The sequence below is a fragment of the Candidatus Methanogranum gryphiswaldense genome (assembly GCA_019262145.1).
Lineage (GTDB): Archaea > Thermoplasmatota > Thermoplasmata > Methanomassiliicoccales > Methanomethylophilaceae > Methanogranum > Methanogranum gryphiswaldense.
Window position 1 is genome coordinate 1,035,025 of sequence record CP076745.1, and the last position, 22,580, is coordinate 1,057,604.

General features: G+C 42.0%; 14 protein-coding genes and 1 tRNA gene. 7 read left to right on the forward strand and 8 right to left on the reverse strand.

Annotation, left to right across the window (positions count from 1 at the left end):
* Position 1: 1 nt before the first annotated feature.
* Together KRP56_05295 and KRP56_05300 are read right to left on the reverse strand one after the other, a co-directional pair.
* The gene (locus tag KRP56_05295; GenBank protein UAL07256.1) at positions 2-1,315 is read right to left on the reverse strand and encodes an anthranilate synthase component I family protein; all 1,314 of its coding nucleotides are present in this window, start codon (positions 1,313-1,315) and stop codon (positions 2-4) included.
* Positions 1,312-1,893: an aminodeoxychorismate/anthranilate synthase component II gene (locus KRP56_05300; protein ID UAL07257.1), complete on the reverse strand. Its 582-nt coding sequence runs from the start codon at positions 1,891-1,893 to the stop codon at positions 1,312-1,314. The genes KRP56_05295 and KRP56_05300 overlap by 4 nt, the downstream gene beginning before the upstream one ends.
* Before the next feature lie 390 nt (positions 1,894-2,283).
* On the opposite strand from KRP56_05300, the gene KRP56_05305 reads away from it, so the two are divergent.
* Positions 2,284-5,676 carry a hypothetical protein gene (locus KRP56_05305; protein UAL07258.1) on the forward strand — a complete coding sequence of 1,131 codons (3,393 nt, stop codon included), beginning with the start codon at positions 2,284-2,286 and terminating at the stop codon, positions 5,674-5,676.
* Positions 5,677-5,742: 66 nt separating this feature from the next.
* Here KRP56_05305 and KRP56_05310 read toward each other — a convergent pair whose 3' ends face one another.
* Complete coding sequence (locus tag KRP56_05310) at positions 5,743-7,404, reverse strand: MFS transporter (GenBank protein UAL07259.1); 1,662 nt, start codon at positions 7,402-7,404, stop codon at positions 5,743-5,745.
* A 373-nt stretch (positions 7,405-7,777) separates the two neighbouring features.
* Here KRP56_05310 and KRP56_05315 point away from each other — a divergent pair, with 373 nt between their 5' ends.
* The 3 genes from KRP56_05315 to KRP56_05325 all read left to right on the forward strand — a co-directional run bounded on the left by KRP56_05315 (position 7,778) and on the right by KRP56_05325 (position 10,545).
* Positions 7,778-9,319, forward strand: a complete 1,542-nt coding sequence (locus tag KRP56_05315; protein UAL07260.1) for a DEAD/DEAH box helicase — start codon at positions 7,778-7,780, stop codon at positions 9,317-9,319.
* Positions 9,320-9,427: 108 nt separating this feature from the next.
* Positions 9,428-9,500: transfer RNA gene (locus tag KRP56_05320), tRNA-Pro, on the forward strand.
* A 253-nt stretch (positions 9,501-9,753) separates the two neighbouring features.
* Positions 9,754-10,545 carry an epoxyqueuosine reductase gene (locus KRP56_05325; protein UAL07261.1) on the forward strand — a complete coding sequence of 264 codons (792 nt, stop codon included), beginning with the start codon at positions 9,754-9,756 and terminating at the stop codon, positions 10,543-10,545.
* A 218-nt stretch (positions 10,546-10,763) separates the two neighbouring features.
* Here KRP56_05325 and KRP56_05330 read toward each other — a convergent pair whose 3' ends face one another.
* Positions 10,764-11,711: a hypothetical protein gene (locus KRP56_05330; GenBank protein ID UAL07262.1), complete on the reverse strand. Its 948-nt coding sequence runs from the start codon at positions 11,709-11,711 to the stop codon at positions 10,764-10,766.
* Between the two features lie 274 nt (positions 11,712-11,985).
* On the opposite strand from KRP56_05330, the gene KRP56_05335 reads away from it, so the two are divergent.
* Positions 11,986-12,843, forward strand: a complete 858-nt coding sequence (locus tag KRP56_05335) for an EamA family transporter (protein ID UAL07263.1) — start codon at positions 11,986-11,988, stop codon at positions 12,841-12,843.
* Between the two features lie 266 nt (positions 12,844-13,109).
* On the opposite strand, the gene KRP56_05340 is transcribed toward KRP56_05335, so the two are convergent.
* Positions 13,110-13,742, reverse strand: coding sequence for a GyrI-like domain-containing protein (locus tag KRP56_05340; protein UAL07264.1), 633 nt, complete (start codon positions 13,740-13,742; stop codon positions 13,110-13,112).
* Positions 13,743-13,958: 216 nt separating this feature from the next.
* Here KRP56_05340 and KRP56_05345 point away from each other — a divergent pair, with 216 nt between their 5' ends.
* Complete coding sequence (locus KRP56_05345) at positions 13,959-15,014, forward strand: Fic family protein (protein UAL07265.1); 1,056 nt, start codon at positions 13,959-13,961, stop codon at positions 15,012-15,014.
* 72 nt (positions 15,015-15,086) lie between these two features.
* Positions 15,087-15,773: a CDGSH iron-sulfur domain-containing protein gene (locus KRP56_05350; GenBank protein UAL07266.1), complete on the forward strand. Its 687-nt coding sequence runs from the start codon at positions 15,087-15,089 to the stop codon at positions 15,771-15,773.
* 38 nt (positions 15,774-15,811) lie between these two features.
* Here the strand turns inward: KRP56_05350 and KRP56_05355 are convergent, their stop codons facing one another.
* The 3 genes from KRP56_05355 to kdpB all read right to left on the reverse strand — a co-directional run bounded on the left by KRP56_05355 (position 15,812) and on the right by kdpB (position 22,407).
* The gene (locus KRP56_05355; protein ID UAL07267.1) at positions 15,812-17,791 is read right to left on the reverse strand and encodes a DUF4118 domain-containing protein; all 1,980 of its coding nucleotides are present in this window, start codon (positions 17,789-17,791) and stop codon (positions 15,812-15,814) included.
* A 78-nt stretch (positions 17,792-17,869) separates the two neighbouring features.
* Complete coding sequence (gene kdpA, locus KRP56_05360; protein ID UAL08471.1) at positions 17,870-20,311, reverse strand: potassium-transporting ATPase subunit KdpA; 2,442 nt, start codon at positions 20,309-20,311, stop codon at positions 17,870-17,872.
* Positions 20,287-22,407 carry a potassium-transporting ATPase subunit KdpB gene (gene kdpB, locus KRP56_05365; protein ID UAL07268.1) on the reverse strand — a complete coding sequence of 707 codons (2,121 nt, stop codon included), beginning with the start codon at positions 22,405-22,407 and terminating at the stop codon, positions 20,287-20,289. Before kdpB ends, kdpA begins: the two co-directional genes overlap by 25 nt.
* Between the last annotated feature and the right edge of the window lie 173 nt (positions 22,408-22,580).

Here is a 22,580-nt window from a genome sequence, read left to right on the forward strand (position 1 = left end):
ATCACTCCAATGATTCCAGCATCGCCTTGGCCTTCTGCAGGGTCTCCATATATTCCTCTTCCGGATCGGACTCGAATGTTATCCCTCCGCCGACACCTATCGTATACGCGCCATCCTTGTGTACCATCGTCCTTATGGCTATGTTCATAGTGGACCTTCCGGGAGACAGTATGCATATCGTTCCGGTGTATATTCCTCTTCTGCGGTCCTCTAGATCGTCTATGTACTTCATGGCATTCTGCTTAGGTGCTCCCGTAACAGATCCTCCCGGGAACATACAGGACACGATCTCACCGACCGTCACACCCTCCCTGACGATACCGGATATCTCCGATACTGTATGAAAGACCGTCGAGTATTCCTCGGGGATCATGAATCCTTCGACTTTGACACTTCCTGGAACACAAAATCTGTTCAGGTCGTTGCGTTCCAGATCGGATATCATCAAGAGTTCGCTGCGTTCTTTGTCGGAAGACCTCAATTTTTTAAGATTCTCCGCATCCGTCTGCGGATCACCTGTTTTTGGAACCGTGCCCTTGATGGGGCGTGTTCTGATCCTGTTGTCCTTTATCTCTGCCAATAGTTCCATCGATGAGGATATTATCTGTATCCCTTCAATATCCATATATGCGCCGAAAGGAGAGGGACTTATCTTCCTTAGCCTCAAGAATGTCCCGAAAGGATCGGAATCAGACCTCACTTCCATGGTGTGGGTCATGTTCATTACGTACATCTCGCCGTCTATCATCAATTCCTTTGCTTTCATGATGGATCTCAAATAATCTTGTTTCTTAACATCGGACACGAGCCTGTATCCTTTACCGCGGGGTATCGTATGATCTCCAACTGAACTGATGATCCCCATGATATGATCAATCTCTGAATCTGGATCTTTGACACGACCATTGCAAAATACTTCCGTTGTTTTGTTTAGATGATCTTCCACTATGACTACATCGAATCTTATGAGAACACATTCTGGCACATTGTTCTTATTATATTCTGAACGAATTCCCATGATGCTTGATCCGTGATCATACGAGATGTACCCCATCAAACAATCCGCGAATGCTGGCGATCGATCACATGATCCGATCTCATTATCCATTTCATCCAGGAAGGTCGTACCTTTCATAGTTCCATCGACCTTGGTAAAATCTTGAAAAACAATTGTTCTGTATGGTATCAGCCCAATGAAAGAAAAACGTCCCAGATCATTTCTCATTGAAGAGTCCAAGAACACTGTATTCTGACGATCGATACGTGAATATATGTCAATTATCGGAACATATGCATCGAGTCTCTTTCTTATCATTCTCTCCACCCCTTTGCTATATTGATGAAATTCTCAATTATCTCTTTTCCATATTCGGTCATGAAAGATTCCGGATGAAACTGCACTCCGAATGTAGGATGGGATCTGTGAGATACGGCCATTATGCCGCCTGTTTCATCAACAGCATCAATATTCATACACGCTGGAACAGTTATTGGGTCCACACACAGGGAATTATATCTTGTCACAAATATATCATCTGGTATTTTTGTGAATAGACCTTTTCCGTTGTGATGTATCGGTGTTACCTTTCCATGCATCGGCACAGTTCCGTTGATTATATTGGCACCGAATGCCGAACATATCGTTTGATGTCCCAGACATACTCCCAATATGGGTATTTGACCAGAAAATTCCATGACAGAACACAAAGAAACGCTTTCTTTCGATGGTCTTCCTGGACCTGGTGAAAGTATAAGCCCTTCAGGAGACTGAGACCTCACAATATCAAGAGATACACGATCTTCACGAATGACTACGACCTCATTTCCTAATTCTTCGATACATGATGACAGATTCATGACATATGAGTCAAAACTATCAACTATCAAGAACACATTTGACCACAATACAAGATGATTGGAAATAATTTATCCTCATTTATATCCCTGCGAAATAGACAACCATAGTCGATTTGACTCGCCCTTTCAAGATCGCAACATCGCTATTACCTTGAATGGTAAATCTTAAATCAATATTAACACCAAGATGAAAAACTCGCTTATTTTCGAATAATATTCTACTGAATGATCTGCCAGACCATGATAATAATTGACCAAATTTCATATTGAAATTGATTATAAATATGAACAAATTCAAAAAATACAGCTTTTTATGCTGTTAATAAAGCCAGACATTTATGGTAAAAGCCGTTTGTTTTAAATCTAGAACCCGTTTACTAACTGCCTATTCATTAATTCACATCGATAGGAAGATGGAGGAAGTGTATGAGAAAAAGTAAAGTATTACTGGCGGCAATAGTACTAACAGCCTTATTGATGTTAGTACCCGCTTATTCATCTGTCACAAGCGATGCTTCGACAGCAAATGATAATGAACAAACAACAAATTTGGAAAATATTTTAGGAATGAATGAAGAAAAGATCCTTGGATTGACATCTGTCATCACTGAAGGCGCATTCTACGCCACAACAGAAAGTGATGGCACAATCATTTCAGAGGTCATTACTATAGCTAACGGCGAAAAGGAAATGCTCCCTGAGAGCCTTACCTTCGAATCCGGCGGAAAATACATTGTAGAATCCGGCGGAGCCATAGGCATCAACATGAACGTCGATATAAACGCAGAAGGAGAGATCTTCAATTTTATGGAAGGATCTACCCTCTACATATATACTGAATCAGAGAGCGAAGATGTCTACCTGTACACATATTACTTTGACAGTGATACAGCCGTGTACTTGGATGGAACATTCGTGTCTTCAATTGAATACAATATTGCTACCGACAACGGTATGGAAGCCACAGCAACTGTCGATATCTACCTCGCCAATGGCACAGTTTTAGGTATCGATGATATCAGAATGACATCCAACGGCGTGTCCAGCATTAAGGCGGAAATGAGCCTTACAATACCTGAAACAGTATTATCTCAAATCACAGAACAAGATTATATGGGTGCGGTGCAGGCAGCGGCCACAGACTCACCCGTACTTGACCTTGACATTACAATATCGGCGAATCTGACTATCGCTATTGACGATACGATCATAAGCTACGAAGAAACCGACGCATTCAATGTACATTTCGAAGTACCTTCAGATCTTAGCAGCAGCTGTCTGACGATCGAAGGATCCTCCGATATCTCCATGAAATCCGGCAGTGATATCAGCGTGACCTCTGAGACCGATATGGCCCTGAACATTACATGTGAGAACATGATCGAGTACCTGAGATCATTGGATAGCCTCGAGACCGCAGACACTTCAGACCTTACACCTTACATTGAAGGAGAGGTCTCCTCAAAAGGAAGCCTTGACGTCAACTTACAAGAAGATGCAGGTAGCATCGTAATAAAGAACATGGACTTCGAAACATCGATGACCATTGACAGCGAAACAGGATGCGTATGCACATCCCAATTCACCTGCGACAGCATTGAGATAAAGGACGAGGACGACCAGACCTTCACCGTGGAAAACATCAACATGAAAGGGGATTTCTCCATCAATGCTGACTGGGTACCAGGAATGATAGATGTTCTCATGGAATATTATGAGACAGGAGAATTTGACATCGACATGTTCATCTCCGCGTTAGAGGAGATCGTTGGCGAGGGCAATTCCTCCATCACGATCGGCAGCATCTCGACCTACATGGCAACCGATGACCTCACCGAAAATCTCGTAATAGAGAACCTCAAAGCAACTGGTGAAATATCATTCAGTGCTGAGACAATCTCATTTGAAGGCAGCCTTAGCATAGGAAGCATCGAATATACTGAGATTGAGACCTATGAATCTGAGACATATGAATATAACTTCACACTGAAGAATTTCGTTTTGGAAGGCACTGTGGTCATGGACTCTAATGATGTCTCTGAGGAATCGGACCTTCTGACATTTGAAGCCGAGATATCGATCGGAAACATGGTCTTGAACGATAATGATGAAATGTCCGTATCAATATCGAACGCCTCAATGGCTGTCGACGGTACAATTAACTACGACTCTGAGAGCAGTGAATATGTAGCAGACATGACCGCGAACGTATCGATCGGCGATTTCAAGAGAACCATCTCATATGAGAATGAAGGATCCGTAACAGAGATCAAAAATCTCAAACTCGTCCTTGTGTTCAATGACGTGGATATAATGTCCTTGATGGAAGGTGACTGGACAGTACTCTACAACTCTTTGGATGTTGGCGAGAGCAGCATAACTGCAGATCAGATCCAATACTCCGTCCACAATGTGACACTTACTGCAAAGAACTTGTCAGGATCGGTCGATGCCGAGGATACGATCACTCTTAAGGCATCATCCTTTACAATGACAGGAAACCCAGATGTATCCTCTGCAAAGACGATATCTGTTAACCTCAAAGATATAGAGATAGTACTGACAGGATCGTCACTATCTGAATTATCGATCGAATTCAGCGGATCAACGACCATCAACTATATGGACGGCAGTTCGATGACAGTGAGTGCCACCGATGCTGTCATCAGTCTCGTCGATATCGATGATGTCACATACTTCGAACTGGAATCAGGATCTGTAGAGATCACTACATCCGGAGGTCCAGTGGACATCGGAATGTACATCGCTGTTGCGGACGGGGCCGAACTCACAATGAAAGGAACGGACCTCGAAGTATCAGCACTATATGTCTATGAAGGCGCTGATATCGAAGGCGCAATAAGCACTTCATATTACTTCGTCGATGAAGAGAACGGATATGATCTGGACTTCTCAGAATCATATTACAATGGATGCCTGCCACAGATAACCTACACTTCTTCAGAAATAACCGTTGAGATGTACCCGAACACCGGATACTCTGTGATTGACCCCTACGAAAGCGGTGTGACATATACGGTTGACAGTTTGGGAGTGGCTACGGTCACTGGAAAACTGGGCGCTGTAACTGCCACTGCAACTGCGATCGAATACGCATTGATCATCGACGGTACTCAATATGGTTTATACACCTATGGCGAATTAGTTGAATTGGATATCCCTGTCATAGCAGGTGCCGAGTTCATATGCTATAAGGACACAACCGGAAAGACCATCGGTAACATTTACGACGATACTGTATACTTCTACATGCCAGCAGAAGATTACAGCATAACAACTGTATGGGGCAACCTTGTGGAAGCCTCTGCTGAAGAGACCGTTGTTGTCGATAACGAATCCTTTGCGTTCGGAATGCCTACTGAAGAAGGTACGTACATGTTCAAACTGAGCAACGGCGTAATGGTCGAGATTGAATATTATTCCATGGACAGCGAAGTTATCCGTTTCACAGCAGAGAAGTGGAACGAGAAGTGGTCCGTAGAAAATGCCCAGGTGTATTCGATGGACCTCATCGGCGCATATGATGCCACGGTGTACATCCCTGTATCGATGGACAACCCCACGGTTTACCATGTCGATGAATATGGAAGGATCGTAGAGGTCTTCAGCGAAAGAATTACGATCGACGGTGTTGAATATGCAGTATTCGACGCTGACGAATTCTCCTTCTACTTCGTAGCAGACAACCAGACGTCCAACAACAATACCCTTTGGGCAATTGCAGCCGCGATTGTAGTCATCGTCGTAGTTGTCGGAATAGCAGCATACTACATGCATAAGAAGAAGGCATCAGCTTAAACCCTAAACTCCCGGGTCATTTTGACCCGGGTTAATTTAATATTATTTTTGAACGACTTTGTCAGATCAATTTGTCTTGCGACATATCAGAACAGGACACATGGCCATTCTTGCAACCTTCTCAGCTACGCTCCCCATCAATGCTCTTGCGATGTTGGTACGTCCCAGGGAACCGCATACCACAAGACTGTAATGTGCACTTTCCTCTACAATTACCTCGGCAGGATGACCGTAGAGAACCTTGAAATCTACTTTGATGCCTCTGTTCTCTGCTTCATCCTTAACAAAAACAAATGCATCCTTTGAAACGGTCTCCCCTAGATGCTTGATATCCTCGGCCGATGGCATATCTGGAACTATTGTAGAATAATAGTCAGAATCAAAGACATAGAGCGCTGTCACAGAAGAATTGTTGTTCTTTGCGATGTTCAATCCTATCCTCACTGCGTTCATGCTGTTCTGGCTTCCGTCAGTTGCTATCAGGATCCTGTCGAACTCCTGTTTGAATTCTTTATCACTGACCGTTCTATCAGATGACATTACCGGATTCTTCCCTACAGGCATTCTGATCAAGGACGCAACTGAACATACGACACAAACGATCAAAGCGAATATTCCTGCATATAGAAATGCCTGGGTATACGAGTTCGAAGCCTCTACCACAGGAATGATCGCCAAAGATGACGCAAAGATACCAATATTGAATGCGACGGAATAACCGCCCATTATCTTACCAGAACCTCCCGCCTGAGAAATATATGAAAGCCTCCCGACAACGGTTAGCGTTACAAGTCCCATTCCTATGCCTATCAATGCCATTGATACAATTATAAGTGCCAGATCAGTAAAATTCAATAAACAGAAACCTACACCTACGGTAGCGAATGCAACACTGTAAGCAGAGATGTCGTTCAACTTGCGTGAAGAACGTGAATATAGAAGACTGAATGCTGCTTGGGACACACCTAAGATACCCAGAAGAAGTCCGCATACGAACAGATTGGAACCAATGTCCACAATGTGGTATGGCAGATTTGTGGGAAGGATGAACATCATGAACATAGCCAGGAAGATCATGAGATAGCAGAGTGCCATCTTTCTTCCCTTGTTGGTTATTATTGCTTCGGGAAGCACCTTCTCATTTATTTCCACACGTACAGGCTCCCTAACTGAAACGATGGCCAGCAACAAGATCGGTATGCCTATTAGATATATCAGGAACGGCTCATTCCATCCTACATCCGCCAAAGCTCCACCAACGGATTCCAATAGAAGAACGCCTGCGCCCATAGCAGCCGACTGCAATGCTATGATTTTCACCCGCTGGGCGCCCTCATAGTATTCCGCTATTAGTGCAGTAGTTGCAAGAGATATTCCTGCAATACCGATACCGAGTATGAAACGGACCATCAAGATAGAGCTTAAGGAATCCAAAAAGAACCCGGCAACTCCTGCTATCGTGAAAATCACCAAAGAAACCAAGAATATCTTGGCCTTACCAAAACGGTCTGCAAGATAACCTATCCCAAAACCTGTGATCGTTACTGCCAATGCAGGAAGCGTGACAACAAGAGACACTGCCAATTTTGAAGCATCGGGAAATGCCTTGCTTATCGGTTCTAATGCAGGCGCCACAGCAGCCGCACCCATCAATATCATCATGGATGCGAACATTATTGTTACAAGCGTCACTTTGTTAGGTCTAAATTGTTTATTGCTCTTTGACATATGGATTGGTCGAAAGTAGAGACATATTTCAGTATAACTGAACAGTGCCCATACAAAATCGCACACCCTTCATATATTGAAATCACAAAAATACCCATAAATGATCGATACTGAACATATTCAATTTTAAATTCAAACAAAGATGCGCGGAAAGAACCTTTCGAAAAATCATGAAATTATCATCAAATCCGATCAATCTGACACTGTTAATAAACTGACAAAATAACACCACTTCGAAACGGATCTATCGGTAATTTCTGCAAATACACAGTTCCACAGATGCATTTATATATAAGCATAACAAAGGAGTGTTGGAATCTAAGGTAATCTGTGAAATCAACAGATCGTTTTATTTTCGTCACCAAGTGATATAATGACTTCAAGTTTCACAGATCTGGGCATACCAGAAAGTATAATTAAGGCAATGAATGAAATGGGCTGGACCGAGCCCACACCTGTTCAGGTGGAAGCCATTCCGATAGGAATGTCAGGTTACGATATGTTCGCACAAGCACAGACCGGAACAGGAAAAACTGGAACCTACGGGTCCATCGTCCTCGGACGCACCAAATCCGGCTGTAAATCTCCATCGATCCTAACACTAGTACCCACCAGAGAACTGGCCAATCAGGTTGCAGAAGAGATCGATAAACTTTCCATATACACCGGCCACAAAACAGTCGCAGTTTATGGTGGAGTTAGCATAGAGAACCAGATAAAAAAGCTCAGAAAGGGTGTTGATATGATAATCGCCACTCCCGGAAGGCTAAAGGACATAATGAACAGGAACGAGGCAGACCTCTCCAAGATATCGATTGTCGTCCTTGACGAAGCAGACCGTATGCTGGACATGGGATTCTCCAGAGACCTGGACTTCATTCTCGGCAGGGTGCCCAGCAAAAGGCAGACACTCATGTTCTCAGCAACAATGTCGCCTGAGATTAAGAAACTGACCGATCACCAGATGAAGGATCACAAAGAGATACTGGTCTCCAAGGATGAGCCGACCGTGGAACTCATAAAACAATACTATGTGATGACCACAAAAGATACTAAACTCGATGAGCTTTGTAATATTCTGGATACCCGCAACCCCAAGACGATCGTCTTCTGTCACACAAAACGCAGGGTTGACCAACTTACCAAGAAACTGACCGCTGCGAATTACTATGTCAGCGCAATTCACGGCGATGTGCCCCAGAACAGAAGGGAGAAGGCCATCAAGAACTTCAAAGATGGAACCATAAATGTGCTGGTCGCAACAGACGTAGCGGCGAGAGGACTCGACATCAAGGATGTGGACTGTGCCGTAAACTATGACATGCCCACAGACCCGGAGACCTACGTACATCGTATCGGCCGTACTGGCAGAGCCGGAAAAAGCGGTATAGCTGTAACCTTCGTCCTCGGTGAAGAGAAAGGGGACATGAAAGGAATAGAGCGTCAGGTCGACAAAAAAATACCAGTTCTGGATATGTCGGCATTCGATGACATAGATAATGCTGAGCCCACCCCCGTTGTAGAACAACCGGTCGCTGTTCAAGCCACAAGATCCAATATGAGATCCCCCAGCACAAGACCTACCGTAAGGCCCAGTGTAAGAGCTGCAAGCGAACCCCGGACCGATAACAGGAGATCGAACAGGAACACCAGAGATGATGACAAGGTGTCCATGGAGATCTGTCTAGGAAGAGTAGATGGCATAGAGAAATCTGAACTTTGTGAATTCATAAAGAAAAAGGGATCACTAAGATCCATCGATATCGGAAGGATCACCCTCAACGAAAGGAAATCCTTTGTAGAGATCGATAAGGACAAAGCAGATCTGGCCGTATGCTATCTCTCCAAATGTAGCTATGAGGGAAAGCCTCTGCAGGTCCGCATGATGCCAACCAAAATGGCAACCACACAGTGAACTAAAAACCAATTGAAACTCCTGACCCCTTCCGACCGCGTTATAACTGATCGGTGAGGGTCAGGACAATCCCGAAATTTTAATATCAGAACAGGAATCAGCATTCGTGGGCCTGTGGGGTAGCTTGGTATCCTTGTAGGTTCGGGACCTATTGACTCCGGTTCAAATCCGGGCAGGCCCACTCATTGTATTCCCCAGCATCACATTTTAAACACAGATTGTTTTAATCGCATTAACTTTTTATTTAGGCGATTCTACTATAATGCACCTTAACTATAATTAATGTCTATCTTTAACTCATTATACTATACATATTGATAAATTAATTATCATTTTTATATCAAGTAATATAATAATGTATATAATATATGATTAATTGTCTAATACTATGCCATGACCTTGGTTATGGTCCGTCTCTTGTATGAGGAAGAAAAATGAGATTAGAGGACGAGATCAGAGAAACAGCAATAAAAAACGGATTCCAACTATTCGGAGTAGCAGATATTGAAAAACTGGAAGAGATCGAATTCCCTGAAGGACGTGGACTCGAGAAACCTTCAGAATTCATGAAAAAAGCTGGAATAGAGGGTGCCAGATCAATAATAATCTTAGGTATGGTGATATGGGACGAGGGCATGAATTCTGCCGTCAACGCTGTAGGTGGAGACTTCAGCGGCGGAGCCACTGAATACTACAATCTATACTACGAAGCCATCGAGACACGTGGATGGAGGATCAGCGATTGGATCTCCCATGAAAAAGGATTCAGAACGGTCCCGTCTTTGACCGTACATCTGAAACTTGCAGCCCATTTAGCAGGATTGGGGTTCATCGGCCATAACACCCAGATAATAACCCCAGAATACGGGCCCCGCATACGTTGGATCGCATTATTCACCACAGCAGACCTTGAAAAAGGCGAACCGTTCACCAGGGACCTATGCGCTGAACAGTCTGCCTGTAGGAACGGTTCTCTATGTGTAAAAGCGTGTCCCTATCGTGCGATAATCCCCGGCCCCTCTCAGGGAGTGGAACCAGGAAAGAAGGTCGATTATGATGGATGCGTGGTTGCTCATGAATTCGATCCCAAACCAGACAAGAAATGGGAGAAATACATACGCAGGATCACAGAACGCGGATTCATGGAATGCACAATATGCAATACGGTCTGCCCATATGGTAAGATAATCGATGAGAAGATCGCTCCTAAAAAACAAGGATTGTGATTAGCCTAGGATATCAGCTTTGCTTTGAACAAATACTGAATAAACTCGAATGAAACTTAAAACAATTTCAAACCTTTTAACCAACAACCATCCTTAAGATCGTCTTATCAAGATAGTATATGCATAAATTTACCTGTAGGCACGATCACAGACCTCATAAAAGAGTCTGTTTCCTTCTGATATGTGTCATATACAGTAAAAAAAATTCTTAATGATGTTTACTTTAATAACGGTTTAAGACCGGACTGCGATGAGAATTTCACAGAAGATAACAAGAATATCAACGCTGCAACAACAAACGGTATTCCGATAACGTAATATTTCGCATCTCCTCCAAAAAGAGGATAGAATGTGATAGCAAAAAAGAGCAAGAAGACGCCGACACTTTTCAACTTCTCACCTCTGAAATACAATGTAACCGCAGAAATAAAGAACACAACACCGAATATTACATCGACCAATTCCACATCTGATTCTCCAAAAATCAATTGAGATATTGAAAAAGAAAGAGCACTGACGCCGAATAACATCATAGGTATTCCGATGGCGAATTCTCCCTCTCTTATAGCACAGAACGAAAGCATCAAGACAGATATTGAAAGTATGATCTTTGCTATATTGTATGAGTTGTATCCCGCAGTAGATAGGGCTATCACACTATCCAGATACCATATGCCCACAATAAGACAGGTTATACCCAGAACGAACATCCCAACCGATTCGGTGATTATGACGTGTACAGGATTGTGATCCACGGCATTGGGAGATATCTCTGCAGCCATCAACTGTACCGCTGCATAGGAGGACATCATTATACCCGAAAAAAGGAACATCACTCCTTCTATCGGCCAACTCGTCAGTAAACCTGAAAATATCATACCTATTCCTGAAGTGACCACCGATATGAAAAGTACCCAATCCTTATTCCGCCACAACTGCATTGCTATCACCAACATAGCAAACCCGAATGTCAGGTCAATGATCGATAACCCTACCTGACAATATATCAAATACGTCACAGCAAAGCTTAGAGAAGAAATGCCTATCAAAAAAAGCACAAGACCTTCCAAAAACACCATATTACGCAAAGCATAAGCTGCATAGATCAAGACGATGACAGACAACACCATTTTGACAACATTATATGCGTATGTATCGATAGGCATGAATTCCCAAATTTGATTTGTGTAATGGACACCCATAAAAAAGATCAATATCCCAGCAAATAAAAAACCGGCAATATGGACCGTCATACATGGGGTCGTATAATTTTGGGAATCTGATTCTACCATTATTTGGTATCCGAATCTCAAGGTTATAATTTTAACCCCTTGATATTAACATCCTGGTATCAATGAACCGTGCATTTCAAACAATAAAGATTTAAAAAACTCTTGATAATAAGTTTTAATAAGTCACTCGTATAAGCACCCCCATTACATGTTTTGGTTACCCCTTGTACTCGGAGCAGCCGCCAGCGTTTCGGTGGCAGTAATCATCTCCAAGTTCATCTCTGATAGTGTGGACCCGAAAGTAGCTATGTCCATCAGGGGTTTTGTAGTACTCTTGATGGTGGGGTCTGCAGTATTGATCAGCGGCAAATTCGAAGGCATACTCAGCATACCGATGTATTCTCTGCTATTCATTGTATTATCGGGAGCGGCCTTGGCATGGGCCCGCATATTCTACTTTGAAGCATTGGTGCAGGGTGGCGCGGGGAAGGTCTCTGCAGTGAATAAGACCAGCGCTTCTCTCGCGATTTTAATGGCATTCATATTCCTCGGAGAAGAACTGACGTATGCCACAGTACTTTCCGCAATACTCATCATTACGGGCGCTGCATTAACAATAAAAGGCGACAAGAATGCTAAAGAAAAATGGTTGATGTTGGCAGTATTCAGCGCCATTTGCGGTGCTGCCTACTCAGTTCTCGGAAAACCAGGAGCAGCAGATGTGGATCCCTTTCTAGCCACAGGACTTCGTGCAATAGTATTCTTCATGATCACCTTTAGTGCAGTATATGCTGCGGGCGAAAAGGTAAACTTGAAGAAAATCGGAGACTATGATAAAGGATTGATAATCATTTCCGGAGTTTTCTTCGGCCTCTCTTGGCTCACCCTGTATTATGCAGTACTCGTGGGTCCTGCAGGAACCGTATCTGTTCTTGACAAACTGAGCTTACCAATAATAGTTATATGCTCATACTTCCTCCTCAATGAAAGATTAGATAAACGGTCCTGGATCGGAATACTAATTATGACGATAGGAATACTCGCACCGTTGCTAGATCTTATATGATACGTCACAACAATCATCAGAAAATTACAACCATATAAAATGCCAAGTGAATATAATACGACCGAATGAGATCACATGACCACAGATTTTCCTGCTTCAGAAGTTGCAATAATTATAATATCGATTATTGGACTAATCATCGGAACTGCATTTTTGATACGTTCTGGAAAAATAATGCCCAAAGGCCCCCGTAGATGAACTGTTTTTAAATTTTATATTTACTTTGAATATCTAATAAAACTAAGATATTTCAAAAACTGTAATATTCAAAATTTCTTTACAGGATGACGTATCACAGTCCTCATCTTTGACGGGTCGCATTTGCGTGCATCACTCAAATAGATCTCATGATGACGGCGTTCTTTCGTAATATCAACATCGTATCCATTAGAACCAGCATACTGATCCATCATCTTGATCGTTGCAGGTTCATCATCATAAGGCCCTAAATGCATACATTGCACACATGGTCCCTCATTGTATGTAATGAATTGAACCTGAGAATGATCAGATCTCTTTTTTCTTGTCACTTCTTCCAACGCCCATTCAAAATCCTCCCTTTTGACAAAATCTGGAAGTCTTATCATCGATATCCAATTGAATTCTTCCTTTCTTAGATAACCCACGCCTACAATGTCGTCCATCCACCACAATCCTTCCAATGGCGGTACCACATAATCGAAGAACCCCTTCATTTCGTGACCTGCTTTACGACTCATCTTAATTGTAAAAGCAACACTGTAAAGCATACCTATGGCTTTCTCGTAATCTCCGCCCTCTATATTGGGATCGCCTTTTCCCCTTACTGAAATGAAATTCATTGACGGGATGTCTATGATCTCCGGTCTGTTCCGAGGCATATAGAACTCTTTGTATTCTTTCTTGTAATCAAATGTCATTACAATATACCGTACCGTGCAATGAACTCAGATTTTTATAATCATTCGCATAAGTCCTCTGATCTGAAATGAACAAACAAATTTACACTCTTTTCTGACATCTATTATTCCTTTTTACAAATTTTTAAACAACCATTTTGTCATTTGTATTGTATGTATGAAAGCCAATTTATTGCATATTGATAGGTATAAATATGTGCAATAACTCAAAGAATTATGAGACGGTTCGACTATTCATTTCTCAACAAACGGGTCATAGACTCTGAAATGTTGGACCGTATCTTGAATATACAGAAACTAAAGATCATGACCGACGAGAGAAAGAAACAGTTCCCGTCCGTTTTCAAAGAATTAGAATCGACATCAATACTGCAATCTGTGAAATGGTCCAACATCATGGAAGGGATAGTGGTTACAGACAAACGTATTGCAGAGATCGTCCAACACAACAGTTGTCCTTCAAACAGTGATGAAATGGAAATTGCTGGATACCACGATGCGCTCGTGAAGGTACATCAAGAGTATGAGCTATTGGACCTCGATGAGAATACCATCTTGGATCTTCAGAGGATCATGACCTCATATATCCCCGAAAAGAACATCGGATACAGAAAAGAAAACAACCCTGCTCCTGAAAACAACCCCTACAGCAACAGAAGCATGAGACTCAAACCGATACCTGCGGATGAAACAGAAGAAGCCGTACATCAATTACTGGTGGCATACAACTCCGCAAAGGATGATGATGGCATCAACACGTTCTTAGTGATCCCTTGCTTCATCTTAGACCTTATCTGCATACATCCCATGTCTGAGGATAACAGAAGACTCTCAAGACTGGTCTCGATATTGATCATGTACAAAGAAGGCCTCGATATAGGAAGGTACATATCTTTCGAAGAACAGATCAATCGTTCAAAAGATGAATACTATGCAGCACTAAAAAGATCATCCGAAGGCTGGCACAAGAACAACAACAATTATCTTCCGTTCATATACAATTTCATCAACATAATATACCAATGCTACAAAGAATTGGATAAACGCTTCAATGTCATCGGGGATAAAAAGGTCAACAAGACAAATCGTATAGAGGCCGTGATAATGAACAACGATCTTCCGATATCAAAGAAAGAGATATGCGAACTACTTCCGGACGTTAGTCCGACCACGGTGGAATCAGTATTGTCCAGAATGATGGTGGATGGAACAATAAGAAAAATAGGCGGCAACCGTAATGCGAGATACAAAAAGGTCACAAACCAATTATAAAACAACAATATCATGCAATGATCTCGATAAATCAAGGAAACAATTTTTAAAACAGTAATTCGATCATCAAACATGACCTCACCAGAAGAACCAAAGATCACTGTAACAAAGAATGGTCCCTATATTGTGTCCGGAAATGTTCCGATCTCAGAAAAGATCATAACTCCTAAAGGTGCAGGATACATCTGGACCGATGGAAGGCCTATCCCGCAGGGAGAGAAATATTCCCTCTGCCGCTGCGGTCACAGTTCTAACGCTCCATTCTGCAGCGGAGCTCATGCCAGAATAGGATTCGAGGGCACAGAGACAGCAGGACACTCAGATTACACTGACAGGTCCAAGATGTATCTCGGACCTGCACTCAACATGCTTGACGACGACAGGTGTGCATTCGCACGTTTCTGCCACAGAAGAGATGGTACGGCATGGGAACTTTTGAGAACCTCAGATAACCACAATGATAGGTCTGAAGCGATAAGAGCCGCAAGCGAATGCCCCGCAGGAAGACTCACGGCGCTTGGGTTGGACGGCTCGATGATGGAAGATGACCTGAAAAAAGAGATATTCATCGTACAAGACCCGACCAGAGATGTGTCAGGCGGACTTTACGTCAAAGGCGGGATCGAACTAGTAGGTGCCGATGGTAAGGAATATGAGCCACGCAACAGATATGTGCTATGCCGTTGCGGAGAAGCCACGATAAAGCCGTTCTGCAATGCGATGCATGTCAGCGAGGGCTACGACGACAGAAGACGTTAATGTAACATCTTAACAAACCCTTTACTTTATCTACCGGGTCATTTAGACTCGATCCTATTTATCGTCGTTGATACCTCAGATATCGATGAACGGATTATCTTCTCCTGCTCTATACGCTTGGATTTATCCTCATCATCAAGAATGAAACCGCATACTCCAAAGATCGCACCTGAATATCTCATCGGGAAATATTTCATATCAACTGAAGAAAGCGTATCGGTGTATTTTCCAGCCACAATACCGTTACGAAACACCCATTTTGCTGCCATGATATCCTTTGATGCCAATAATACCCCTTCGCTCATCATCATCAATCTAAGGTCTCCATTTCTCATCAAATAACATGTAGAACGAATGCCATAATCTTCTCCCAAATGCCGTTCTAATGCTTCTAATGCCGATTCAACGGTCTTTGCAGCTGTCAACTCATGACACAGATCATGTTGCACAGATACGAATTTGTAACGTCTCTCATATATACGATTGGCATTGCGTATTTTTGTAGAAAAGAAGCTCACGATCAGAGTAACAGGTATAAGCGTGAACAAAGAAACGATGTCCACAAAATTAGTTATCCAAATGGTCCCGAACGGATAGACAAAAAAGATGTCTATCCCTATGATTGTTATTACTGCCACATACAAAGAAGATATTATCTCCATGAAGATAGAACATATAACAACACCAATTATTGCAATAAGGAGTATGAATATCCAATACTGTTCATTCTTCGAAAAAAGTATACCTCCCAGAATAAGGATGACAGCTGATACAAATGTACCTATGATCATCTGTTTTTTAATTTCTGATAACTGAAAACCATCCTTGGAGATATTTTCTTTTTGATTTTCTTTTTGAATCCCTTTGTTTTCCTTGGAAATGGTCACAACAACAATATCCGCATTCAATGGGGTTCTGGTTAATTGCTTAATTGTACTGTTACCGAAATAGCTAAGTTTTTCAGAAAATATTGCATTCCCTACAATTATGCGCGTTGCCATCGAACTCTTTGAATATTTTAATATTCCTTCCACGACGGAAAGACCATGTATCGTATCTGTCTTGGCACCCAATGATTTTGCCAACTCCAAACTACGCAGTGCTTCTTCTGAAATGGTTTCTATCTGTTTATTCGAATGGATCTCGACATAAAGAACATCCCAATCAATTTTTGCTTCATCAGCATATCTTTTTCCTGTACTGATGAGTTTTTCATTCAACTCTTTAGAATCTCCGACACAAACAAGGACTTTTTCTTTTATTTGCCACTGTCCATCGATGAAATTAGATTTCATATATTCCATCATTTTTTCATCTACATGCTCTGCAGCAGCACGGAATGATAATTCACGAAGAGCCATCAAATTTCCTTCGTTGAAAAAATTCTTTACAGCCACTTCTGCTTGTTCTGGAACATATATCTTCCCTTCCTGGAATCTTGAAAGAAGGTCTTTTGGTGGAATGTCTACTAATTTTATGTCATCTGCTTCATTTAATATTTTATCTGGAAGGGTCTCCATAACCTTTATTTTAGTTATCTGCTCCACCATGGAATTCATACTTTCAATATGTTGGATGTTAAGGGTAGTATAGACGTCAATACCTGCATTCAATAACTCATACACATCTTGATGGCGCTTAAGATTCCTGGATCCTGGCACATTTGTATGTGCCAACTCATCTACAAGCGCAATCTCTGGCTTGATTTCCAAGAGATGATCCAAATTCAACTCTTCAATTGTGATTCCTTTATACTGAATCTTCAAAGGTTCGATTACTTCTAAACCATGTGTTAAAACCTCAGTTTCTTTACGACCGTGCGTAACCACAACACCGATAACAACATTTTTTCCTTGTCTCTTTTGACGTTTTGCAGTTTCCAACATGGCGTATGTTTTGCCCACTCCTGCAGAATATCCCAGGAATACAGTTAATTTTCCACGACCGACCTTTTTTTCCTCTTTTTTGACCATGTCAAGAAGAGAATTCGGATCTGGTCTTCCATCACCTAACATCATTCCCTCCAAAAATTAAAGGTAAAGATGTGTCCAAAAAAGAAAATCAATACGTGTTCCTGTATATATTTCAACATTTGATCACATTCCTGATAACGCCTCTGCAATCGGACCAAGTGAGATGCATAGGAAGAAACTCAATATGCCGAGCAAAAATATTATTGCCAATAACCAAACGGCAAATGTACGTGTGTTTGTAGGAAGAGTACCGGCACTCATAGGTACTATTTTCTTCTCGCTCATCGATCCAGCAAAGGCTATCACGAGTGCAATGGATCCAAATCTACCTACAAGCATACAAATGGCCAAGGATATATTGTAAAACGGTGTATTTGCATTCAACCCTGCAAAGGCACTGCCATTATTACTAGACGCTGAAGTGAATGCGTACAGGATCTCACTAAAGCCGTGTATTCCAGAATTATTTGTAGAATCCGTTGCACCTGGCCACAATATAGCTATAGCTGTTCCGCCCACAATTAGAACGACGGGGAGAATTACCGCGGCAGAAGCCAGTTTCATCTCGCGAGGTCCTATCTTTTTTCCCAGATATTCTGGAATTCTTCCGATCATCAATCCAGCAATGAATACTGCCAGAATAACGAACATGAACATTCCGTACAATCCACATCCTACCCCGCCGAAGCATATCTCGCCTATCTGCATAAGGAGCATGGGACACATTCCTCCTATCGCAGTATATGAATCGAACATTGAATTTACAGCACCACAAGAAGTCGCTGTAGAAGCGATCCCGAATAGAACCGAACCTACAACACCGAATCTGACTTCCTTTCCTTCCATATTCCCGCCAAACTGATAATTTGTATATTCTTGTGAAACACCAGATATCGATTCTACTGCAGGATTTCCTCCGAGTTCAGCTGATAAACATATCAAAAAGAACGCTACGAATATCACTACCATAACAGACATTATCACAGCGCTCTGACGCCTGTCTTTTATCATTTTACCGAATACCAAACATAAGGCGATAGGGATCAATAAAATAGAAACGATCTCGACGATGTTTGTAATGGCATTGGGATTCTCAAAAGGATGGGAAGAATTGGCGTTCATAAAACCGGCACCATTGGTACCAAGCAATTTTATGGACTCCAAGGATGCTATAGGACCAACAGATATCGTCTGCGTATCTATGTAATTCCCACTGCTATCTGTATACGGGAACGTTAGGATCGCTTCTATCGATCCATCAAGAGTTTGTGGAACGCCTTGTGAGATGAGAATTATGGAAATTATGATTGCAATGGGAAGAAGTATGAAAGTTGCTTTTGTCACATCTATCCAGAAATTACCTAGATTCTTCACAGACCTGTTACGTAGACCGCGGATAACCGCGATGAGAACGGCCAATCCAGTCGCTGCTGAAAGAAAACACTGAGCGGTCAATCCGAACATTTGAGAGAAATAACTCAACGTCGTTTCTCCTCCATATGCCTGCCAATCGGTATTTGTGACCATACTGACCGCAGTATTGAATGCCAAATATGGGTCCATTCCGTCAAATCCTTCTGGATTCAATGGAAGGTAGTCTTGGAACATCAATACCAAGAACAATGTCAAAAAACCGAACAGATTAAAGATCAAAACCGACAACAGATATGTTTTCCAAGATGTTTCCCCACCTACCTTTGCTGGACGACAAATAAGATTGACCGCTTTTCTATATTTCTCTCCAACTTTGGTTTTTTCTTCATATACGTTAAAAATGAATTTGGCTACAAAAAATGTCAACACGATCAACATCGCCAAAACGATTATGATCAACAACCAATCTGATACGGATATCCCCAAAATTATATTCGATGCATCATCCAGATCTGCTGCGGTTGAGTCAGATGCTGTGTATATCTCGCTTAGACTCAGATTAAGTTCTAAAACATTGATATATTCATTTCCCAACACATCTTTTTCCGTTGCCGCATTTACAAGTGCAATAACCTCTTCTTCTGTCAAGGAATTCCCATTATCTTTTAATTGATACTCAATGACCCTATCCACTTGGTAGATTGCCGCCGCATAACTTATATTCGAATCCAGTCCGCTGGCTGATGCGGTAACAAGGTCCGAAGGGATCGCCATTGTATTGTCAGGATCAAATTCCATTAAAAGATCTACCCGTTCTTGCACCAGTTCGGCCAATTCCTCACTGGTTGGTCCAAGATTACTGCCCCCTGACGTGGATGCATCATAATTTATCGCAGATAGTCTGGACCAGAACAATTCAGGATATTCTTCCTCATCTACATATTGCCCGATGAGGACCGAACCTATTACATTGCCGTCCTCATCATACATGAGACTACCATCGGCCTCGTCTTCGAATGCTACCTGAGCTATTGCAGTTACTGAAAGGGGATATACTATACCCGTCAAAAGAACCAGTAGTGTGAATATTACCAGAGCAGGCCTGATCTGTCCTTTGGTAGCCCTGATGAATCCATGTGAACCGTTTGAAACCTTCGTTTTGAAGCTCAAACAAACACCCCCATTGTAGATATCAACATATCGATGAGTTTGATGAAGATGAATGGCACTACCAATCCACCGAGTCCGTATATCAATAGATTCCTACGGAACATCTTTTCAGCTGGCATAGGCCTATATTTCACACCGTGAAGTGCCAGCGGTATAAGTGCCACAATGATCAATGCATTGAATATAACGGCCGAAAGAACCGCATTTTCAAGCCCCATGAAATTCAGTTTGCCCAAAGCCGGATATATACTGATAAAAGCAGCAGGTATTATGGCAAAATACTTTGCAAGATCATTTGTTATGCTGAACGCCGTAAGGGCACCCCTGGTCGTTAAGAGCTGCTTTCCAGTCTCCACGATCTCTATTAGTTTTGTCGGGTCGCTGTCCAAGTCTATCATGTTAGCAGCTTCTTTCGCTGCCTGTGTTCCACTGTTCATTGCAACCGCCACATCCGCTTGGGCAAGTGCTGGAGCATCATTTGTACCATCACCGGTCATTGCAACGGTCTTACCTTCTGCCTGGTACTTTTTTATAACTTCTATCTTATTCTCAGGAGTAGCTTCAGCAAGATAATCATCAACACCTGCCTCGGCTGCAACCGCTGCGGCAGTTATCTTATTGTCACCCGTTACCATAACGGTCGTTATTCCCATTTTACGTAACTGGGCAAATCTCACTTTAATACCTGGTTTAATGACATCTTTGAGATATATCGTACCAATAGCAGATCCGTCTTTACATATCACAAGGGGCGTACCACCTGTCTCTGCAATAGAACGAACACGGACTCTTATGGAATCTGGCATGATGTTGCCATTTGCTGCGACAATCTTTTCGATGGCATCGCCAGCTCCTTTTCTGATGGTTGTTTTTCCAATATCGACACCAGAAACTCTCGTCTGAGCTGTGAACGGAATAAACTCCATTCTATCTTCTTTTAAATCGGACTCCTTGATCCCATATTCCTTGGATAGAAGTGTAATTATGCTGCGACCTTCCGGAGTGTCGTCAGCCAATGATGAAAGGAACGCTACATTGGCCAATTCCATCTCATCTATCCCATCTGCAGGATAAATTGCAACTGCGTGACGATTTCCGTGAGTTATGGTACCTGTTTTATCCAAAAGTAAAACATCGACATCACCGGCTGCTTCGATGGCCTGCCCCGATGTCGCGATCACGTTCTTCTTCATCAAACGGTCCATTCCTGCAATTCCGATAGCATTCAAAAGTCCACTTATCGTTGTAGGTGCCAGACATACAAATAATGCCGTTACTACGGATATGGATATTACTTTTCCTTGATCCGCCGTTTCAACCGCATACATCGAATAAGGTATGAGTGCTATACAAATCACAAGGAATATTGCTGTCAGAGCCATTAAAAGTGTATTTAACGCTATTTCATTGGGCGTTTTCTTCCTTTCAGCACTCTCTACCAGATTTATCATTTTATCAATAAATCCCTCTCCTGGATCAGAAGTAACTTTAACAACTATCCAGTCAGAAAGTACTTTTGTACCTCCTGTAACAGTGTTGAAATCACTTCCTGCCTCTCTGATAACAGGCGAACTTTCTCCGGTTATGGCACTCTCATCAACGGATGCTATTCCTACTACTATTTCTCCGTCATTAGGTATTGATTCGCCTGCCTTTACAAAAAACAAATCACCTTTACGTAATTCCGCTGAAGAACATTTAACAACCTCATTTTCTCCAGGAGAAATACCCTTGCTAAGAACATATGATGAATTCACCTTATTAGCAGAGGTGGTGGCACGCATACGTCTTAATTCGTCTGCCTGAGCCTTTCCACGGTTTTCTGCCAATGCTTCCGAATAATATGAAAAAAACAAAGTGAACCATAACCATATTGCAACAAGACCAGTAAAAACCGCACCTGATCCAGAAATTTCCTTGTCAAATAAAGATATTATAAACGAGATCGTAACAATTATACTTCCGATCTCCACGATCAACATAACAGGATTGTGGATCGCTACTCTAGGATCCGTCTTCTTCAGCATCCTCCATACAATATCTTTACTGAAGAAGTTATAACCAAAACTCCGCTGTTTCGACATGTATATCTCTGGACCGTTTACTGTATCTGACATGGAAGAAATTAGCTTTCACATCTATTATGTCTGATATCAGACACTTGATATTTAATATTTAACTTTTTAACGTGGGTAAATCATTTTTTTAACATTACATAATAAAAAAATAATCTGTACGTAATATTTAGAACACTATTTTACCAAAATAACAAGAATAATCTTCTGGTAGT